The sequence below is a fragment of the Polaromonas sp. P3_B4 genome (genome assembly GCF_056402835.1).
The window spans coordinates 533831-553347 of sequence record NZ_JBFUGQ010000002.1; the positions used below are offsets into that span (position 1 = coordinate 533831).

The following is a 19517-nucleotide window of genomic DNA, read 5'->3' on the forward strand; positions in this document are numbered from 1 at the left end:
CGAAAGGTGGCTTGGGCCATCGATAAAACGAGAAAACCATCATGGCAACTGCAGCATCTGTCAAAGGCGTCAAGGAATTTGTTTTTGAGTGGGAGGGCAAAGACCGCGGCGGCAAACAGGTTCGGGGCGAAACCCGGGCCGCCGGAGAAAACCAGGTCAAGGCTTCCCTGCGCCGCCAGGGCGTTTTGCCCACCAAGATCAAAAAGCGCAGCATGCGCTCCGGCAAGAAGATCAGGCCGAGGGATATCGCTATCTTTACCCGCCAGCTGGCTACGATGATGAAAGCGGGCGTTCCGCTTTTGCAGTCGTTTGATATTGTGGGTCGCGGCAATCCGAACGCCAGCGTCACCAAGCTTCTCAACGATGTGCGCACTGACGTGGAAACCGGTACCTCCTTGAGCGCGGCTTTTCGCAAATACCCGATGTATTTCAATGCGCTGTACTGCAATCTGGTCGAGGCCGGTGAAGCTGCAGGTATTCTGGAATCCCTGCTGGACCGCCTTGCGGTCTACATGGAGAAAACGGAAGCCATCAAATCGAAAATCAAGTCGGCCCTGATGTATCCCATTTCGGTGGTGATTGTGGCCTTTGTGGTGGTCGCGGTCATCATGATTTTTGTGATCCCGGCTTTCAAGGAAGTGTTTAAATCTTTTGGCGCTGACTTGCCGGCACCAACGCTGTTTGTGATTGCCGTTAGTGAATTCTTCGTAGCCTATTGGTGGCTCATTTTTGGCGGCATCGGTGGTGGCCTTTACTTTTTCTTCCAGGCCTGGAAGCGCAACGAAAAAATGCAGAAGTTCATGGACAGAGCCTTGCTCAAGGTGCCTGTCTTTGGCTCCCTGATTGAAAAATCGTGCATTGCCCGATGGACCCGTACCTTGTCCACCATGTTTGCCGCCGGCGTTCCATTGGTTGAAGCGCTGGATTCCGTCGGTGGAGCGTCTGGTAACTCCCTCTATGCCGATGCCACCGAAAAAATCCAGCAGGAAGTCTCCACGGGCACCAGCCTGACCGCCGCGATGGGCAATGCGAATCTGTTCCCGACCATGGTGTTGCAGATGTGCGCCATTGGTGAGGAATCCGGCTCCGTCGATCACATGCTCGGTAAGGCCGCCGACTTTTATGAGGCGGAAGTCGACGAGATGGTGGCCGGCCTTTCGAGCCTGATGGAGCCCATCATCATTGTGTTTTTGGGTACCCTTATTGGCGGCATCGTGGTATCGATGTACCTGCCCATTTTCAAGCTGGGTCAAGTCGTTTGATGGGTACGGGTATGGGCCCGGCGTTTGATGCGTCGCTGGCCGGCATCCTGGGCCTGCTGATTGGCAGTTTCCTGAATGTTGTGATTTACCGCCTCCCCAAAATGATGGAGCGGCAGTGGGCGCAGGAATGCGCGGAACTGGCTGGGCATGCAGCAGAACCTTCCGACAAGTTCAATCTGCTGGTGCCACGCTCACGGTGCTCCAGTTGCGGCCATGCCATCCGCTGGTACGAGAACATTCCGGTGGTCAGTTATGTGTTCCTGCGAGGCAAGTGTTCGGTATGCGGCTCGCCCTACGGTATGCGCTACCCCGTCGTGGAGGCAGTGACGGGCGCCTTGTTCTTCTTTTGTGTGTGGCGTTGGGGCTGGTCGCTGACTGCGCTGGGCTGGTGCGGCTTTTCGGCCGCACTGCTGGCCCTGGCGATGATCGACTGGGACACCACGCTGCTGCCGGACGATATCACCTTGCCTTTGCTGTGGGCCGGCCTGATCGTTGCCGCCCTGCAGTGGAACCCTTCGGTTAGCCTGCCAACGGCCTTATGGGGTGCCGTCGCTGGCTACCTGTCTCTATGGCTCGTGTACTGGGCCTTCAAACTGGCCACCGGCAAGGAGGGCATGGGCTATGGCGACTTCAAGCTTTTCGCCGCACTCGGTGCCTGGTTCGGCTGGCCTGCGCTGGTTCCCATGATCCTGATGGCTTCGGTGATTGGTGCTGTCATAGGTATTGCGTTGAAGTTCTCCACCGGCTTGCGCGAGGGCGGTTATGTGCCCTTTGGACCTTTCCTGGCCGGTGCGGGTTTCACGGCCATGATTTTTGGGCCGCAATCCATTTTGCGATTTGTGGGCTTGTGATGCCATGTCCCGTGCAGCCCTGCGTATTGGACTGACCGGTGGCATAGGCAGCGGTAAAAGCACGCTTGCCGGTATTCTGGTTGCTCACGGCGCGGCGTTGGTGGATGCTGATGCCATCTCCCGTGCGGTCACGGCAGCCGGTGGGGCGGCTGTGCCGGAAATTGCAGCGCTGTTCGGCGGAGAACTGATCACCCCCGAAGGCGCCATGCACAGGGAACGGATGCGGCAGCTGGTCTTTGACGACCCGTCTGCACGGCGCAGGCTCGAGTCCATCGTGCACCCCTGGGTAAGCCGGGAAACCCTGCATCAATATGAGCAGGCGGTCGCGGGCGGCAGTGCTTGTGTCATTTTTGACGTCCCGTTGCTGGTGGAGTCGGGACGATGGCGACAGCAGCTTGACCAGGTTCTGGTTGTGGATTGCAGCGAGGTGACCCAGATTGACCGCGTGATGACCCGAAACGGCTGGCCACGGGAGGTTGTGGAGAAAATCATGGCTGGCCAGGCAAGCCGCGCGCAGCGCCTGTCTGCGGCTGACATATGCCTCTATAACGATGGCTTGTCTCTGGCGAGCCTGGAAGCCCTGGTCCGACAGCTTGCCAGGCGCTTCGGGCTATGATGCGCAAACAAACCTCCTCATTCAAAGCTGACGAAATCTAGCGCTGTGATCCTTTACGAGTATCCTTTTCACGAACGAATACGCACTTACCTGCGACTTGAGCACCTGTTTCGCCGTCTCGGTGAACTGGTGGAGCGTGAGAGCCCGACGGATCATCATTACGCGATCACGACCATTTTTGAAATCATGGATGTCGGCGCGCGGGCCGACCTGAAGACCGACGTGCTCAAGGACCTTGAGAAGCAAAAACATGTCCTCAACGGCTACCGCGGCAACCCGGCCATTTCCGAAGCCGTTCTGGACGAGGTGACCGGCCAGCTTGAGGGCTGTTTTTCCGCCTTGAACAACCTGCCGGGCAAAGCCGGTCATTCCCTGACGGAAAACGACTGGCTGATGAGCATTCGCAGCCGTGTCGGCATCCCGGGCGGGACCTGTGAGTTTGATTTGCCGGCCTACTATGCATGGCAACACCTGGACACCGAAACACGCCAGCAAGACCTGCAGCGCTGGATCACACCGCTGGTGCCGCTGGCCGAATCCATACGTGTACTGCTAACGCTGTTGCGTGACTCCGGGGCGCCTCAAAAAGTGGTGGCGCCCGGCGGGCAATACCAGCAGACGTTGCCGCAGGGGCGTACCTTCCAGCTGTTGCGCCTGCGGATAGACCCGGCTCTGGGGCTGATTCCCGAAATCAGCGGTAACCGGCTGATTGTGTCGGTGCGCCTCATGCGTCACGGCAGTGACGACCGGCTGCACGCCAGCACCGAAGATTCTGCGTTTGAGCTGACGCTTTGCTCCTGATTTCAGGACTTGCAGCCTCCCCGCCATCACACCCGATTGATCCCCAGACCTGTCTACAAACATGCCTGCGATGAAGAACGATTCCCCGCCCCTCAAACGGGTCGTATGCCCGGGCTGCGGCGGTGAAAGCATTTACGCACCCAGCAACCCTTTTCGCCCATTTTGCAGCGAGCGTTGCAAGAACATAGACTTGGGCGCCTGGGCCAGCGAAGGGTTCCGCCTGCCGGCGGATGTGCCACCTGATGATGAACAATTTGGCGACCCCAAGCTGCAATAAAGCTTGAGGCGAAACGCGGTGTCACCTGCGTTTGCGAAAGAATAAAAAGGGAGGAAAAAGTATGAACAGGAATTTTTGCAATGCGCTGGCTGCCGTCTTGGCCATGGCGCTGCTGGGCGGTAATGTGCAGGCTCAATCGGCCCAGGATGGGGTAAAGCCCGCCAAGGCCAAAAAAACCAAGAAGACCGCCGCTCAATCCGGTGCGGTAAATTCAGGCGGCAAAGTCAAATTCATCTCAGGGTCCGGCGAGACACCCGGCCAGCGCGATGCCCGGCTCAAACGCGAATGCAAGGGCGCGGTAGATGCAGGCGCCTGCGCGGGCTACACGCGCTGATCCATCGATGGCGCCGGTGCAAAGCCGGCACAACGCCTGCAACGCTCAGTTGGTGGTGGGGGTTCCCAGCACCTGTTGCAGCTCGCCGTTCTGGTACATCTCCATCATGATGTCCGAGCCGCCGATGAACTCGCCTTTCACGTAGAGCTGTGGAATGGTCGGCCAGTTGCTGAACTCCTTGATGCCGTGGCGGATTTCCTCGTCTTCCAGCACGTTCACGGTGGCGGGCTTGTTCACGCCGCAGGCCTTCAGCACCTGGATGGCACGGCCGGAAAAACCGCACATCGGGAATTGGGCCGTGCCTTTCATGAAAAGGACCACATCGCTCGATTTGACGATTTCGGCGATGCGTTGCTGGGTAGGGTCTGTCGTGCTCATGGTGAATCCTTTTGGGGTGTGGGCCGAAGCGCCTGTACCGGGCCGAAAAACGCGTTTCGGCGAGGCTGTTTCAAATACATGGAATCTGGAAACCAGAATTCAACCTCCCGATTATCCTGCCGTTTGATTTCCCGTGTGGATTCATCGTTCGCCCGGCCACAGCCCGCCAGAACAGCGTTCGATGCCCGCCAGGTCGCGCCGGCTCTGAACCTGTACAAAGCCCTCTTGCGCCAGCAGTGACCGCACGGCTTCTGCCTGGTCGTAGCCATGCTCCAGCAACAGCCAGCCGCCTGGCAGCAGGCTGGCGGGCGCCTTCCGGGTGATCTCCCGGATGTCCTCCAGCCCGTCCGGGCCGGCAGTCAGGGCGGCCAGGGGCTCGTGAATCAGGGCAGCCAGATGTGGGTCAGCGCTGGCAATGTAAGGCGGATTGCTGGCGATCAGGTGAAAGTGTCCGCTAACTTCCTGCAGCCAGTGACTTTGAATGAAATCGATCTCCAGGTTCAGGCGGGTCGCATTATCCCGGGCGACATCCAGCGAGTCCGCACTCGCATCCACCGCCGTCACGCGGCCCTGTCGGCCCGTCTTGGGCAGGCTGTGGGCAATGGCCAGGGCAATGGCCCCGCTGCCCGTGCCAAGGTCCAGAATTCGCGGGTCGGCCGGTGCGCCGGGCACCTGCAGCAGCTCAAGCGCCCAGCTCACCAGCGTTTCGGTGTCGGGGCGCGGTACCAGCACACGGGCATCCACCTGAAGCGTCAGGCCGAAAAACTCCTTGCTGCCCACGATGTAAGCCAGCGGTTCTCCGCTGGCGCGGCGCAGGCACAGCGCCTGGAAACGCTGCGCGGCATCTTCTGCCAGCTCGTCCGTATCGTGGGCCAGCAGCCAGGCGCGGGCATGCTCCGGTTTGCCCAGCGCATGCAACAACAACAACTGGGCATCCAGGCGGTCCAGCCCCAATGCCTGGGCGGCAGCCAGGGCTTGCGCGCAGGTAAGCCCGCTCAACTGAACCCCCTTGAAGTGCTATGAAAATAGTAGCTGCTTGCGCACATCCTGATTGGGCTGGAGGCCTTTTTGTTGCTCAACTGCTGATGTTCAGGCGCCATTGTTGGCGGTCTCAAGCTCCGCCAGCAGCTCGGCGCCGCGCGCCACCTGCAGGGCCGTGACCACATCGCCCAGGTCGCCTTCCATGATGGCCAGAAGCTTGTACAGCGTCAGGTTGATGCGGTGGTCGGTCAACCGCCCCTGCGGGAAGTTGTAGGTGCGGATGCGGTCGCTGCGGTCGCCTGTGCCCACCAGCCCCTTGCGCAGGGCGGCATCTTTGGCGGCGCGCTCGGAGCGGTCTTTTTCGTGGATGCGTGCGGTGAGTACCTTGAGCGCCTGGGCCTTGTTGCTGTGCTGGCTCCGGCCTTCCTGGCATTCCGCCACGATGCCGGTCGGAATGTGCGTGATGCGCACGGCCGAATCCGTCTTGTTGATGTGCTGGCCGCCGGCACCACTGGCGCGGTACGTGTCAATACGCAGGTCGGCCGGGTTGATCTGGATGGCTACGGCTTCGTCCGGCTCCGGCATCACGGCCACCGTGCAGGCGCTGGTGTGGATGCGACCTTGCGTTTCGGTGGCGGGCACGCGCTGTACGCGGTGGCCGCCTGACTCAAATCGCAGCTTGCCGTACACACCGACGCCCAGGGCGTCCGTGGCGCCGTCAATGCGCAGCACGACCTCCTTGTAGCCGCCCAGTTCGCTGGAGGATTCACTGATGATTTCCACCTGCCAGCGGTTGCGTTCGGCAAAGCGGGTGTACATCCGGAACAGGTCACCGGCGAACAGCGCTGATTCATCACCGCCGGTGCCGGCACGGATTTCGATGAAAGCCGCGCGCGCGTCGTCCGGGTCCTTCGGAATCAACATCAGCTGCAGGGCCTCGTCGATCTTCGCGATATCGGCTTTGGCGGCGGCGATTTCTTCCTCCGCCATCGCAGCCATTTCCGGGTCATCTTTGGCTTCAGTCAGCATGCCTTCAGCACTGCCGAGGTCGGCCTCGCGACTGGTGAGCCGCAAGTACTGGTCGGCGATCACGCTGGCTTCGGCGTGCTCCCGGGTCAGCGAACGGAAGCGGTCCAGGTCGCTGACCACGTCGCTGGCAGACAGCAGCGCGTCCAGCTCGTGCAGCCGCAGCAGCTGGCGGTCCAGGGTTTGGCGAAGAAAAGGTTTCATGGGAATGGAGGACTGGAAAAAGGGGGCCGGAAGGCCGTCAACAACGACGCTCCGTCAGCGGAGCAACCGGCTGTGGCCGGCACAGGAAGTCAGTGCCTTGGCGGCCGCTAACGCTCTTTGTCGTCGGACTGGATTTTGGGCAGCTGGCCGCGCAAAAACAGCCTGGATACGGTCTGTGCCGTGGCTTCGCGGCTGTTGGCGTCGCCCGCATGCAGCTCGGCCAGCGCGCCGTGCAGCATTTTCTGGGTGAGGCCGCGGGTCAGCGCGTCCAGCACCGTGTCGATGGGCTCGCCCCGGGCCAGCAGCTTTTTGGCCCGCACGATTTCGGCAGCGCGCCACTCGTCGGTCTGCGCATTGAGCTGCTGGATCAGCGGCACGCTGCGGCGCTGGCCCAGCCAGTGCATGAAGTTCTGCACGCCCGCGTCGATGATGACCTCGGCTTGCGCCACGGCGGCCTTGCGGCTGTCCTTGCCGGTCTGCACCACGTGGGCCAGGTCGTCCACCGTGTAGAGGTAGATGTCGGGCAGGGCCTTGACTTCGGGTTCGATGTCGCGCGGCACGGCCAGGTCGACCATGAACATCGGGCGATGTTTGCGCAGCTTGACGGCGCGCTCGACCGCGCCCAGGCCGATGATGGGGAGCGTACTGGCGGTGCAGCTGATCACGGCGTCGAACTCATGCAGGCGGCTGGGCAAATCGGCCAGGCGCATCACTTCGGCGCCGAAGCGGCCGGCCAGCTTCTCGCCGCGCTCCAGCGTGCGGTTGGCGATGGCCATGGCTTTGGGGTTTTTGGCGGCGAAGTGGGTAGCCGCGAGGTCAATCATCTCGCCGGCGCCGACAAACAGCACCTTGATGTCGCCGAGGTCTTCAAACAGCTGGCCGGCCAGCCGCACGCTGGCCGCCGCCATGCTGATGCTGTGCGCGCCGATTTCGGTGCTGCTGCGCACTTCCTTGGCCACGGCAAAGGAGCGCTGGAACAGCTGGTGCAAGGTGGTGCCCATGGCGCCCGCGTCTTCGGCGGCGCGCACGGCGTCCTTCATCTGGCCCAAAATCTGGGGCTCGCCCAGCACCATGGAATCGAGCCCGCTGGCCACGCGAAAAGCATGACGGGCCGCTGCATCGTCGTGCAGGGTATAGGCATGTGAGCGCAGCAAGGCGGGCGAGACGCCGCCACTGTGCGCCAGCCAGTCCAGCGTGTGGTCCAGGTCGTTCTTTTCGCCAGCGCAGTAAATCTCAGTGCGATTGCAGGTAGAGAGCAGCGTGGCCTCGGGCTGGCGGGCCAGCGACTCGCGCAAACCGCGCAAAGTGGGCTCGACCTGGTCCAGGGCGTAGGCGAACCGGCCGCGCAAATCGAGCGGTGCGGTGTTGTGGTTTAGCCCAAGGGCCCAGACTGACATCCTCCGATTATAAAATTGAAGCGGTCAGGACGGTACAAAGGCCGGACAATCGCCCTGATAGTCCTTTTTTTGGCCGTTTTGAAGCTTGTTTTGGATTTGCTCTGAAGCCAGGCGAGTTTTTAACTATCCCTACGCGCATGACCTTTTACCTGCTGGCGAACCACCTGCTCAATCTTGTCCTGCCGGCCGCCGCGGTGGCCCTGCTGCTGGTGCTGGCAACTCAGCTTATGGGTGGATTATTTAGATCAAAAATGCCTTTAGCCCAGACCTGGTATGCGCAAGCAGCTATTGTTTTTGTAGCAAACGTGGTGGTGCTGGTGGCCGGGCTTGTGTTCTTCGGCCATGACGGGAAGATGCTGACGTATGCCGCCATGGTGGTCGGCGCGGCCGTCTGCCAGTGGGTTTTGCTGGGCGCCTGGCGGGCCTGAAGGGGTTCTATAAATCCAATTGCCGGGCGCATGGCTGCGTTGCGCGCTGCTCGGAATCCTCATGCACCCAAGTGCATTCCGGTGTCCTGCGCTCCGTGCGCCTTGCCCTGCACCCGGTAATTGAATTTCTAAAGTCCCTTCGAATAGCGACTACAAATCGGGCTTGAAGACGTTCACTGCGTCGGTGATGATGCCGTCGGTGCCCAGGGCCAGCAGCCGCTGCACGTTCGCTTCGTCATTCACCGTATAGCTCAGCAACTTGAAGCCGGCTTTTTTGGCCTGGGCCACCGTATCGGCGTTCCAGAGTTTGTGGTTGCAGACGATGGCCACGCAGCCCAGCTGAGCCGCTGTTTCCAGCCAGTTGGCGGGGAGTTGGTCGAGCAGCAGGCCGCGTGGCAACTGGGGCTGGGCATTTCGAGCCGCCTCCAGCGACAGCGGCTGGAAGGACGTCAGCAGTGGGGGAATGGCTTGGCCCTGCCACAGCCGGGCCGCTTCGTTGGCCACCACGGTGCCGGTGTGACTGTCGATGCCCGGTGTGGGCTTGATCTCGATATTGAGGAAGTAGCCCTTGTCCAGGCAAAAGCGGGCGATGCGCTCAAAGCTGGCGAGGCCCTCCGCGGCAAACGCCGGGGAATGCCAGCCGCCGGCGTCAAGCTTGGCCAGCGCCTCCCAACTTAACTCGCCAGCCACACCTTTGCCGTTGCTGGTGCGCTCCAGCGTGGCGTCGTGCAGCAAAAAGGGAACGCCGTCGGCGCTCAGTTTCACGTCGCACTCAAACATGCGGTAGCCATGGCTGGCGCCCAACATGAAGGAGGCCAAGGTGTTTTCCGGCGCCAGCTTGCCGGCGCCGCGATGCGCTACCCAGCGCGGGTAGGGCCAGTTGGCAGCTGATACGGGGTTTGTCATGGGTGTGCTCAGGACCTGTGGAGACGAGACGAAAGCCGGAAATTAGATCCGTTTGCCCGTTTCCGAGTCAAACCAGTGCAGGCGATCTGCGCGCGGCGTAACGTGGATGGTCGCACCGATCTCGGGTGCCGTTGACAGGCTTTCGTCGGTGCGCACGATGATGGCTTCGCTGCCCATGCGGCAGTACAACAGGCGCTCGGCGCCCAGCATTTCGATCGTGTCGACCTGCACTGCCCAGCCGGTGGGACCCACCGTCAGGTGCTCGGGGCGTATGCCCAGAATGGCGCCGGGCTTGCCGCCGAAGTCGGCATTCGGGGCCTGCTTGAGCAAATTCATGGGAGGCGAGCCCATGAAGCTGGCCACAAAGGTGGTGGCGGGCCGGTTGTAAACCTCTTCGGGCGTACCGAACTGTTCCATGCGGCCGGCGTTCATCACCATCATGCGCTGGGCCAGCGTCATGGCTTCGACCTGATCATGCGTGACGAAGAGGGATGTGATGCCGAGTTCGCGGTGCAGCTTCTGAATTTCAAGACGCGTCTGCACGCGCAGTTTGGCGTCCAGGTTGGATAGCGGCTCGTCAAACAAAAACACCTGCGGCTGGCGCACGATGGCGCGGCCCATGGCCACGCGCTGGCGCTGTCCGCCCGAGAGCGCGCGGGGCTTGCGGTCCAGCAGGTGGCCCAGCTCCAGGATTTTGGCGGCCTTGTCGACGCGCGTCTTGATCTCATCCTTGGGCACCTTGGCGATCTTCAGGCCGTAAGCCATGTTGTCGAATACGCTCATGTGCGGGTAGAGCGCGTAGTTCTGGAACACCATCGCGATGTCACGCTCGGAAGGTTCCAGCTCGTTGACGACCTTGCCGCCAATGGAGATCTGCCCGTCGCTGACTTCCTCCAGCCCGGCCACCATGCGCAGCAGGGTGGACTTGCCGCAACCCGAGGGCCCGACGATGACGATGAACTCGTGGTCGTTGATCTCGGCGTTCACGCCGTGCAGCACTTGCAGTGCGTCCTTGCCGGAACCGTAGCGCTTGATGACGTTATTGAATGAAAGGGATGCCATGTCTGTATTTCCGTTGTGTCTTGGTTGTTCTTGGCTGGTTTGGGCTGGCTCTATTTTTCGGTGTCGACCAGGCCCTTGACGAACCATTTCTGCATCAGCACCACCACGAGGGCGGGCGGCAGCATCGCCAAAATTGCAGTGGCCATGACCACGTTCCATTCGTTCTGGCCGTCACCGCCGGCGATCATGCGTTTGATGCCCACGACGACCGGGTACATGTCTTCACTCGTCGTGGCCAGCAGCGGCCAGAGGTACTGGTTCCAGCCGTAGATGAACTGGATGACAAAAAGCGCGGCGATCGAAGTCTTCGACAGCGGCAGCAGCACGTCGAAGAAAAAGCGCATGGGGCTGGCGCCATCCATGCGTGAGGCTTCGGTGAGCTCGTCAGGCACCGTCAGGAAGAACTGGCGGAACAAGAAAGTCGCCGTGGCCGAGGCAATCAGCGGTACCGTCAGGCCCGCATAGGTGTTGAGCATGTTCAGATCCGACAGCACCTTGTAGGTGGGCAGAATGCGCACTTCCACCGGCAGCATCAGCGTCACAAAAATGGCCCAGAAGCAGGTCTTCTTGAAGGGGAAGCGGAAGTACACGATGGCGAATGCCGACAGCAGCGAGATCGTGATCTTGCCGATCGCGATCACCATCGCCGTGACGAAGCTGACCCACATCATGTGCGCCACCGGTGCATTGGAGCCGACGGCGGATTCGCGCCCGAACAGCGCCGCCTTGTAGCTGTCGATCATGTTGGTGCCCGGCAGCAGCGGCATGGGCGCCTGCACGATTTCCTGCGCCGTGTGGGTCGAGGCCACGAAAGCCAGGTAGAGGGGGAAGGCGACGATAAAGACGCCCAGGATCACGATGACGTGGGCGAGGATGCCGTGGGTTCCGCGTTTTTCAACCATTGGCGTTCACCTTGAACTGTATGTGTGAGGGATAGACATGTTTTTCCGCCGGGCCGCCCCAAGGAAAAAAGCGCCCCCGAGGGGCTGGAGCCCGCAGCTCCAAGCCTGCCTGCGCAGGCTTGGACGGGCGACAGAGGCGAAGCGTCTCGCGAGTCGCGGCCTGCAAGGCCTCGCGCATTACATGAAATGAAAAGCGTGGGGGCGTCATCAGTACTGAACCTTTTTCTCGACGTAGCGGAATTGAATTACGGTCAGCGCCACCACGATCACCATCAATACCACCGACTGCGCAGCCGAGCCGCCCAGGTCCATGGCCTTGAAGCCGTCGTAATACACCTTGTAGACCAGGATGGCCGTGTCCTTGCCCGGCCCGCCCTGTGTGGCGGCGTCGACGATGGCAAACGTGTCGAAGAAGGCATAGACCACGTTGATGACCAGCAGGAAGAAGGTCGTGGGCGACAGCAACGGGAACTGGATGGTCCAGAAGCGGCGCCAGGGTTTCGCACCGTCAATGGCGGCGGCTTCGATCAGTGACTTGGGAATCGACTGCAGGCCCGCCAGAAAAAACAGGAAGTTATAGGAAATCTGCTTCCACACCGAGGCCATCACGATCAGCGTCATGGCATGGCCGGAGTCGAGCAGATGATTCCAGTTGATGCCTATCTTGCCCAGCGCGTAGGCGACCACGCCCAGCGAGGGAGAAAACATGAACACCCACAGCACGGCCGCCACAGCCGGGGCAACCGCGTAGGGCAACACGAGCATGGTTTTGTAGAACATGCCGCCGCGCACGATGCGGTCGGCAAACACCGCCAGCAACAGTGACAGGCTGATGCCGATGCCAGCCACCATCACCGAGAAAAACGCGGTCGTCTTGAACGACTCCACATAGCTCGGGTCGTCCAGCAATTGCCGAAAATTGGCCAGGCCGACGAATTCGATGGAGGTGCCGAAAGGGTCTTGCTGTTGCAGCGACTGCAGAAGCGCCTGCGCCGCTGGCCAGAAGAAAAACACCAGGATGACCGCCATTTGCGGCAGCAGCAGCAGCCAGGGCAGCCAGCTGGATCGAAAGACAACGCGTTTTTCCATAGGGCCTTCAGTGGGCAAAAACTTGTGAGTGCTAAAACATAAAAACCCGCCTGGCCTTCCCCGATGAGGGGGAGAGGGCGCAGCGGGCCGAGTTTAGCCCGCCGTGCGGGCCTGCTCTGTCTCTTGGGCGATCAGCCCTTGTTGGCCTTCTGGAAGCGCTCAAGCTGCTCATTGCCGCGCTTGACGATGGAGCCCAACGCTTCTTTGGCCGTTTTCTTGCCGTTCCAGACCTGCTCGAGTTCTTCGTCCTCGATCGCGCGAATCTGCACATAGTTGCCCAGACGGATGCCGCGGCTCTTGTCCGTGACCTTGCGGATCATTTGCGTCACCGCGACGTCGGTGCCCGGGTTCTGTTTGTAGAAGCCGGACTTTTCGGTCAGGTCGTACGAAGCCATCGTCACAGGCAGGTAACCGGTGCGCTTGTGGCTGGCGGACTGCACTTCAGGCGTCGAGATGAAACTGAAGAATTTGGCCACGCCCTTGTATTCAGCGGGCTTCTTGCCCGACATGACCCAGAGGCTGGCGCCGCCGATCACGGTGTTCTGTGGCGCGCCGGGAACGTCCTGGTAATAGGGCAGCGGGGCCAGGCCGTAAGCGAACTTGGCGTTTTTCGCCACATTGCCGTAAAAGCCCGACGAGGTGTTGATCATGGCGCACTCGCCCGACACGAAGCTGGCTTCCGGTACGTTGCCGCGGCCCTTGTAGATAAAGAGCCCCTGTTTGGCCATGTTGGCCAGATTCTCGATGTGGCGCACGTGCAGCGGCGAATCCACCTTCAGGCGCGCATCCATGCCTTGCAGGCCGTTGGCTTTGGTGGCGAACTCGACGTTGTGCCAGGCCGAGAAACTTTCCACCTGTGTCCAGTTCTGCCAGGCGGTCGTGAAGGGGCATTTGTGACCGGATGCCTTCAGTTTGGCGGCGGCGTTGACGACCTCAGGCCAGGTCACGGGGGCCTTGTCGGTCGGCAGGCCCGCAGCCTTGAACGCGTCCTTGTTGAAATAGAAGATGGTGGTGGAGCTGTTGAACGGGAAGCTCAACATCTGGCCGTTCGGCGCGGTGTAGTAGCCGGCAACAGCGGGTATGTAGGCTTTCGGATCGAACTTTTCCCCGGCGTCCTGCATGATCTTGCCGACCGGGACGATGGCTCCCTTGCTGGCCTGCATCGTGGCGGTGCCCACTTCAAACACCTGAAGGATATGTGGCGCATTGCCGGCGCGGAAGGCCGCGATGGACGCCGTCATGGACTCATCGTACGTGCCCTTGAACGTGGGCACTACCTTGTATTCCTTCTGGCTCTCATTGAATTGCTTGGCCAGGTCATTGACCCATTCGCCGTTGACGGCCGTCATTGAATGCCACCACTGGATCTCGGTCTGGGCCTGGCTGGCCAGCGGCGCGCACAGGCCGAGGGCCGCGAAGGCGAATGCTGAGAGACGGTTTTTCATTAAAACTCCTGGGATTGGACGCGCACCGGGGCGCGCCACGTTAAACGGGACAGTGTAAAAACTGTTTGTGACAAGCGATTTAATCGATTTGCGGGCTTCCCGACAAGCGGGATTTCCATAAGGACACATACGACTTCCATGGCGCCACGGGTAAATGTTGCGCTGCGGTAATATAGGGCAACAGCGCTGGACACGGGTCCGAAGCCGCTGGCTTTTCACGATGAACGCCCCTACTACCCTCCAAGAATTGAACGTCTTTGCCGATGACGCAAAGGCTGGCGAAGCCCGCATTCGCGAGATTCCCTATAACTACACCTCGTTTTCCGATCGGGAGGTGGTCATCCGCCTGCTCGGCGAGCGTGCCTGGGACTTGCTGAACCGCCTGCGCGACGAGCGCCGCACCGGCCGCTCCGCGCGCATGCTGTATGAAGTGCTGGGCGATGTCTGGGTCGTGCAGCGCAACCCCTATTTGCAGGACGACCTGCTGGACAACCCCAAGCGGCGCAAGCTGCTGGTCGACGCCTTGCAGCACCGGCTGACTGAAGTCGAAAAACGCCGCACCCCGGATGCAGATCAACAGCGCGACGCCATTGTGGGCGAACTGCTCGACGCCGCTCGCGGCGCCGTCGCCCGCTTCTACACCTCCTTCAGCGAGATGTACGACCTTCGCCGCCTGACGGAACGCAAGCTGCGCAAGCTGACGCTCAAAGACAACATCAAGTTCGACGGCCTCTCGCGGGTGTCACATGTCACCGATGCGACTGACTGGCGTGTCGAATACCCCTTTGTGGTGCTCACGCCCGACACTGAAGTCGAAATGGCCGGCCTGGTCAAGGCCTGTATCGAGCTTGGCCTGACAATCGTGCCGCGTGGTGGCGGCACCGGCTACACCGGCGGGGCGATTCCGTTGACCTGGAAGTCGGCTGTCATCAATACCGAAAAACTCGAAGCCATGACCGAGGTCGAAATGGTTTCGTTGCCCGGCGTTGACAAGCCAGTGGCTACCGTGTGGACTGAAGCCGGCGTGGTCACCCAGCGTGTGGCCGACGCGGCCGAGCGCGGCGGCTTCGTCTTCGCGGTCGACCCGACCTCTGCCGAAGCCTCCTGCATAGGCGGCAACATCGCGATGAATGCAGGCGGCAAAAAGGCCGTGCTGTGGGGCACCGCACTGGACAACCTCGCTTCCTGGCGGATGGTCACGCCCCAGGCCGAGTGGCTGGAAGTCACGCGCGTGGGCCATAACCTCGGCAAGATCCACGACGCCGAGATGGCCAGCTTCGATCTTCAGTATTTCGAAGCCGACGGCAAAACGCCTATCCGCACCGAGCGGCTGGATATTCCCGGCAAGACTTTCCGCAAGGAAGGCCTGGGCAAAGATGTCACCGACAAATTCCTGAGCGGCTTGCCGGGTATCCAGAAAGAAGGCTGCGACGGTCTCATCACCAGCGCGCGCTGGATCGTGCACCGCATGCCGGCACATACCCGCACGGTTTGCCTCGAATTTTTCGGCAATGCCAAGGACGCGGTGCCCAGCATCGTCGAGATCAAGGATTTCATGTTCGCCGAGCAAAAGCGCGGCGGCGCCATCCTGGCGGGGCTCGAACACCTGGACGACCGCTACCTGAAGGCGGTCGGCTATGCGACCAAATCGAAAAAGCACGGCGGCCTGCCGAAGATGGTGCTCTTTGGCGACATTGCCGGCGACGACGCCGATGTGGTGGCGCGTGCCACCTCGGAAGTTGTGCGCATTGCCAACTCGCGCCACGGCGAAGGTTTTATCGCCATCAGCCCCGACGCCCGCAAGAAATTCTGGCTGGACCGCAAGCGCACCGCCGCGATCTCCAAGCACACCAATGCCTTCAAGATCAATGAAGACGTGGTGATTCCGCTGCCCCGCATGGCCGAATATACCGACGGCATCGAGCAGATCAATATCGAGCTCAGCCTGGCCAACAAGATACGGCTGTGCGACGAGCTGGAGGCTTTTTTCCTCAAGGGCAACCTGCCTTTGGGCAAATCGGACGATGCCAACGATATTCCTTCGGCAGAACTGCTGGAAGACCGTGTGGGCCAGGCGCTGGCGCTGATAGCTGAGGTACGAGCGCTATGGTCCGGCTGGCTGGCGGGTGTAGCGACCATGTTCCCGCAGTTGCAAGACCATTCGCTGCGCGCCAGCTGGAAAACCGATATCCGGGCCCAGCTTCAGGCGATTTTCTCGGGCGGCGCGTTTTTGCCCATCCTGGAGGAGTGCAATGCCATCCACAAGCGTGTGCTCAAGGGCCGTGTCTGGGCGGCGCTGCACATGCACGCCGGCGACGGTAACGTGCACACCAACCTGCCCGTCAACAGCGACGACTACGAGATGCTGCAGACCGCGCATGTGGCGGTGGCGCGCATCATGGTGCTGGCTCGTTCGCTGGACGGCGTTATCTCCGGGGAACACGGCATTGGCATCACCAAGCTGGAGTTCCTGACCGACGAAGAGCTGCGGCCCTTTACCGAATACAAGCAAAAAGTCGATCCGGAAGGGCGCTTCAACAAAGGCAAGCTGCTACGAAATCAGGAGCTGCTCGCGCAAGAGGGGAGCGGTCTTCAGTCCAAAAATGATGCTAAGCCGATCTTGCATGCCGACTTGACCAATGCCTATACCCCCAGCTTCGGCTTGATGGGGCATGAGTCGCTGATCATGCAGCAGTCGGACATCGGCGCCATTGCCGACAGCGTGAAGGATTGCTTGCGTTGCGGCAAGTGCAAACCGGTGTGCGCCACCCATGTGCCGCGCGCTAACCTGCTGTACAGCCCACGCAACAAAATTCTGGCCACCTCGCTGCTGGTGGAGGCTTTCCTTTATGAAGAGCAGACCCGGCGCGGCGTGAGCATCAAGCACTGGGAAGAATTCGAAGACGTGGCCGACCACTGCACCGTGTGCCACAAGTGCCTGACGCCTTGCCCGGTGGACATCGATTTCGGCGAAGTCTCCATGAACATGCGCAACCTGCTGCGCAAGATGGGGCAGAAGTCTTTCCGGCCCGGCAACGCTGCCGCCATGATCTTCCTGAACGCCACCAGCCCGCAGACCATCAAGTTCATGCGCAGCGCCATGGTGGACGTGGGCTTCAAGGCCCAGCGCCTGGCCAACGACCTGATGCGCCGGCTGGCACGCAAGCAGACGGCGCTGCCGCCGGCCACGGTCGGCAAGGCGCCTGTGAAAGAGCAGGTGATCCACTTCATCAACAAGAAGATGCCGGGCGGCCTGCCCAAGAAGACAGCACGTGCGCTGCTGGACATCGAAGACAAGGACTACGTCCCGATCATTCGCAACCCCAAGAGCACCACGTCGGAAACCGAGGCGGTGTTTTATTTCCCCGGCTGCGGCTCCGAGCGCCTTTTCAGCCAGGTGGGCCTGGCGACGCAGGCCATGCTCTGGCATGCGGGGGTGCAAACTGTGCTGCCGCCGGGTTACCTCTGCTGCGGTTATCCGCAGCGCGGCAGCGGCCAGTTCGACAAAGCCGAGAAAATCATCACCGACAACCGGGTGCTGTTCCACCGCGTCGCCAACACGCTGAACTACCTGGATATCAAGACGGTGGTGGTGAGCTGCGGCACCTGCTATGACCAGCTGCAGGGTTACGAATTCGACAAGATATTCCCGGGCTGCCGCATCATCGACATCCACGAATACCTGCTTGAAAAAGGCATCACCCTGCGCACCGACCAGCCCGGCGCTGGCTACCTCTATCACGACCCCTGCCACAGCCCGATGAAGCTGCAGGAGCCAATGAAGACCGTCAAGGCGCTGCTGGGTGACAACGTGCTCAAGAATGACCGCTGCTGCGGTGAGTCGGGCACGCTGGGCGTTACCCGGCCGGACATTTCCACGCAGATCCGTTTTCGCAAGGAAGAAGAGCTGCGCAAGGGCGAAGCCCAGCTTCGCGAGGCGGGTGCCGTTGCCGAGGCGGGAAACGTCAAGATACTCACCAGCTGCCCGAGTTGCCTGCAAGGGCTCTCGCGCTACGGCAACGATCTGCAAAACGGCCTGCTCGAGGCGGATTACATCGTCGTGGAAATGGCCAATCAGATCCTGGGCAAGGAGTGGCTGCCCACGTATGTGGAGGCGGCCAACCACGGTGGCATCGAACGGGTGCTGGTCTAGGGCAATTTCTGGCTTTGATGTCAACGGGCTTATTGCCAGAATGCCGAATCCTCACGAAGGCCTGATGCGTCCGGCCTTTTCTTTTCAGAAAGCGATTTCCCATGGCAGGCCTTCAACCCGGTTCACCCACGCCCACCGCATTGACGGTTCACAGCCAGTCGCGCATTCTTGAAATCGCGTTCTCCGACGGCGCCGAGTTCAGGATTCCGTTTGAACTCATGCGCGTCTATTCGCCCTCGGCAGAGGTGCAGGGCCATGGCCCTGGCCAGGAAATTTTGCAAACTGGCAAGCGCGAAGTGAATGTGGTTGAGCTTGAGCCTATTGGCAATTACGCGGTCAAGCCCGTGTTTTCCGATGGCCATGAGAGCGGAATCTTCTCGTGGGACTATCTCTACAAACTGGGCGCCGACCAGGCCCAGTTATGGGACGAGTACCAGAGGCGCCTGCAGGCGGCCGGAGTTGAGCGCGATGCACCCATGGCCGCGCCCGGCGGCCACGGCTGTGCAAGCCACTGATTCCGCGCGAGCGGTGCGCGGCCGCGACGCGGCGGCGAATGGGCATTTCGCGCCACTGTTGTTTTTCCAGCATAAAAGCGGGCAATAAGCCGCAATGCCCCATGTCAGCTCAGGGTTGTCGAGAGCAATTACACCTTTGCCCTCTAGCATTGATGGTATGAGCAGTACCCATTTCGGTTTTGAATCCGTTGACGAGCAAGACAAGGCACGCCGCGTGCGCGGGGTGTTTGACTCCGTGGCGCCCAAGTACGACGTGATGAACGACCTGATGTCGATGGGGCTGCATCGGGCGTGGAAGGCCTACACGGTGCTGGTGGCCAACGTTAAAGAGGGCTACCAGGTGCTGGACATCGCCGGCGGCACGGGTGACCTGGCGCTGGCCTTTGCCCCCAAGGTGGGCAGCACGGGCCGCGTGGTGCATACCGATATCAACGAGGCGATGCTCCGCGAAGGCCGGAACCGCCTGCTGGATGCTGGTGTCAGCTTGCCCACCCTGGTGTGCGACGCCGAACATCTGCCGTTTCCCGATGCGAGCTTCGACGTGGTGACGGTCGCCTTCGGGCTGCGCAACATGACGCACAAGGAAGATGCGCTGCGCGAGATGAACCGCGTGCTCAAGCCCGGTGGCAAGCTGCTGGTGCTGGAGTTCTCCAAAGTCGCCAAGCCGCTGGAAAAGATTTACGACTGGTATTCCTTCAAGGTGTTGCCGCGGTTGGGCAAGCTGGTGGCCAATGACGATTCAAGCTACCAGTACCTCGCCGAATCAATTCGCATGCACCCCGGCCAGGACGAACTGAAAGCCCTTATGCATAAAAGTGGTTTCGGCCATGTGGACTATCACAACATGACAGGCGGAGTTGTGGCATTGCATGTTGGAATCAAGTGTTGAA

The 19517-nt window shown here is 60.9% G+C and carries 19 protein-coding genes; 10 read left to right on the forward strand and 9 right to left on the reverse strand.

Translation table 11 applies throughout. The annotated features are described in order from the left end of the window. Positions 1–41 precede the first annotated feature (41 nt). The 6 genes from AC1DVV_RS19270 (at position 42) to AC1DVV_RS19295 (ending at position 4141) form a co-directional block, all read left to right on the forward strand. Positions 42–1262 carry a type II secretion system F family protein gene (locus AC1DVV_RS19270; RefSeq protein WP_457279676.1) on the forward strand — a complete coding sequence of 407 codons (1221 nt, stop codon included), beginning with the start codon at positions 42–44 and terminating at the stop codon, positions 1260–1262. Next, on the forward strand, positions 1262–2113 hold the full coding sequence (locus tag AC1DVV_RS19275) for a prepilin peptidase (protein WP_457279675.1): 852 nt from the start codon (positions 1262–1264) through the stop codon (positions 2111–2113). The genes AC1DVV_RS19270 and AC1DVV_RS19275 overlap by 1 nt, the downstream gene beginning before the upstream one ends. A gap of 4 nt (positions 2114–2117) precedes the next feature. Continuing rightward, a complete protein-coding gene (gene coaE / locus AC1DVV_RS19280) occupies positions 2118–2729 on the forward strand; it encodes a dephospho-CoA kinase (RefSeq protein WP_457279674.1) in 612 nt (203 codons plus the stop codon). A 45-nt stretch (positions 2730–2774) separates the two neighbouring features. Further along, positions 2775–3530, forward strand: a complete 756-nt coding sequence (gene zapD / locus AC1DVV_RS19285; protein ID WP_457279673.1) for a cell division protein ZapD — start codon at positions 2775–2777, stop codon at positions 3528–3530. A gap of 61 nt (positions 3531–3591) precedes the next feature. Further along, positions 3592–3807: a DNA gyrase inhibitor YacG gene (locus tag AC1DVV_RS19290; RefSeq protein WP_457279672.1), complete on the forward strand. Its 216-nt coding sequence runs from the start codon at positions 3592–3594 to the stop codon at positions 3805–3807. Positions 3808–3868: 61 nt separating this feature from the next. Then, positions 3869–4141: a hypothetical protein gene (locus tag AC1DVV_RS19295; protein ID WP_457279671.1), complete on the forward strand. Its 273-nt coding sequence runs from the start codon at positions 3869–3871 to the stop codon at positions 4139–4141. A 45-nt stretch (positions 4142–4186) separates the two neighbouring features. Here AC1DVV_RS19295 and grxD read toward each other — a convergent pair whose 3' ends face one another. The 4 genes from grxD to hemA form a co-directional block, all read right to left on the reverse strand. Beyond that, on the reverse strand, positions 4187–4519 hold the full coding sequence (gene grxD, locus AC1DVV_RS19300; protein WP_457279670.1) for a Grx4 family monothiol glutaredoxin: 333 nt from the start codon (positions 4517–4519) through the stop codon (positions 4187–4189). 141 nt (positions 4520–4660) lie between these two features. Beyond that, positions 4661–5518: a peptide chain release factor N(5)-glutamine methyltransferase gene (prmC, locus tag AC1DVV_RS19305; RefSeq protein ID WP_477666070.1), complete on the reverse strand. Its 858-nt coding sequence runs from the start codon at positions 5516–5518 to the stop codon at positions 4661–4663. 90 nt (positions 5519–5608) lie between these two features. Then, positions 5609–6730, reverse strand: coding sequence for a peptide chain release factor 1 (prfA, locus tag AC1DVV_RS19310; RefSeq protein ID WP_477666071.1), 1122 nt, complete (start codon positions 6728–6730; stop codon positions 5609–5611). Positions 6731–6837: 107 nt separating this feature from the next. Beyond that, a complete protein-coding gene (gene hemA, locus AC1DVV_RS19315; RefSeq protein WP_457279667.1) occupies positions 6838–8127 on the reverse strand; it encodes a glutamyl-tRNA reductase in 1290 nt (429 codons plus the stop codon). Positions 8128–8264: 137 nt separating this feature from the next. On the opposite strand from hemA, the gene AC1DVV_RS19320 reads away from it, so the two are divergent. Further along, positions 8265–8555 (forward strand): hypothetical protein, encoded by a 291-nt coding sequence (locus AC1DVV_RS19320; protein ID WP_457279666.1) that lies wholly within the window; start codon positions 8265–8267, stop codon positions 8553–8555. A 150-nt stretch (positions 8556–8705) separates the two neighbouring features. Here AC1DVV_RS19320 and ugpQ read toward each other — a convergent pair whose 3' ends face one another. The 5 genes from ugpQ to ugpB form a co-directional block, all read right to left on the reverse strand. Beyond that, positions 8706–9461: a glycerophosphodiester phosphodiesterase gene (ugpQ, locus tag AC1DVV_RS19325; RefSeq protein WP_477701736.1), complete on the reverse strand. Its 756-nt coding sequence runs from the start codon at positions 9459–9461 to the stop codon at positions 8706–8708. 42 nt (positions 9462–9503) lie between these two features. After that, positions 9504–10523, reverse strand: coding sequence for a sn-glycerol-3-phosphate import ATP-binding protein UgpC (locus AC1DVV_RS19330; RefSeq protein WP_457279664.1), 1020 nt, complete (start codon positions 10521–10523; stop codon positions 9504–9506). A gap of 50 nt (positions 10524–10573) precedes the next feature. Next, positions 10574–11425 carry a sn-glycerol-3-phosphate ABC transporter permease UgpE gene (gene ugpE, locus AC1DVV_RS19335; protein WP_457279663.1) on the reverse strand — a complete coding sequence of 284 codons (852 nt, stop codon included), beginning with the start codon at positions 11423–11425 and terminating at the stop codon, positions 10574–10576. A gap of 207 nt (positions 11426–11632) precedes the next feature. Next, positions 11633–12514 carry a sn-glycerol-3-phosphate ABC transporter permease UgpA gene (gene ugpA, locus AC1DVV_RS19340; protein ID WP_457279662.1) on the reverse strand — a complete coding sequence of 294 codons (882 nt, stop codon included), beginning with the start codon at positions 12512–12514 and terminating at the stop codon, positions 11633–11635. A 131-nt stretch (positions 12515–12645) separates the two neighbouring features. After that, positions 12646–13959, reverse strand: coding sequence for a sn-glycerol-3-phosphate ABC transporter substrate-binding protein UgpB (gene ugpB / locus AC1DVV_RS19345; protein ID WP_457279661.1), 1314 nt, complete (start codon positions 13957–13959; stop codon positions 12646–12648). A 220-nt stretch (positions 13960–14179) separates the two neighbouring features. Here ugpB and AC1DVV_RS19350 point away from each other — a divergent pair, with 220 nt between their 5' ends. The 3 genes from AC1DVV_RS19350 to ubiE all read left to right on the forward strand — a co-directional run bounded on the left by AC1DVV_RS19350 (position 14180) and on the right by ubiE (position 19516). Further along, positions 14180–18112, forward strand: a complete 3933-nt coding sequence (locus AC1DVV_RS19350; RefSeq protein WP_477701737.1) for a DUF3683 domain-containing protein — start codon at positions 14180–14182, stop codon at positions 18110–18112. Between the two features lie 101 nt (positions 18113–18213). Continuing rightward, complete coding sequence (locus AC1DVV_RS19355) at positions 18214–18627, forward strand: gamma-butyrobetaine hydroxylase family protein (RefSeq protein WP_477666073.1); 414 nt, start codon at positions 18214–18216, stop codon at positions 18625–18627. 157 nt (positions 18628–18784) lie between these two features. Beyond that, on the forward strand, positions 18785–19516 hold the full coding sequence (ubiE, locus tag AC1DVV_RS19360) for a bifunctional demethylmenaquinone methyltransferase/2-methoxy-6-polyprenyl-1,4-benzoquinol methylase UbiE (protein ID WP_477666074.1): 732 nt from the start codon (positions 18785–18787) through the stop codon (positions 19514–19516). The last annotated feature ends 1 nt before the right edge of the window (position 19517 follow it).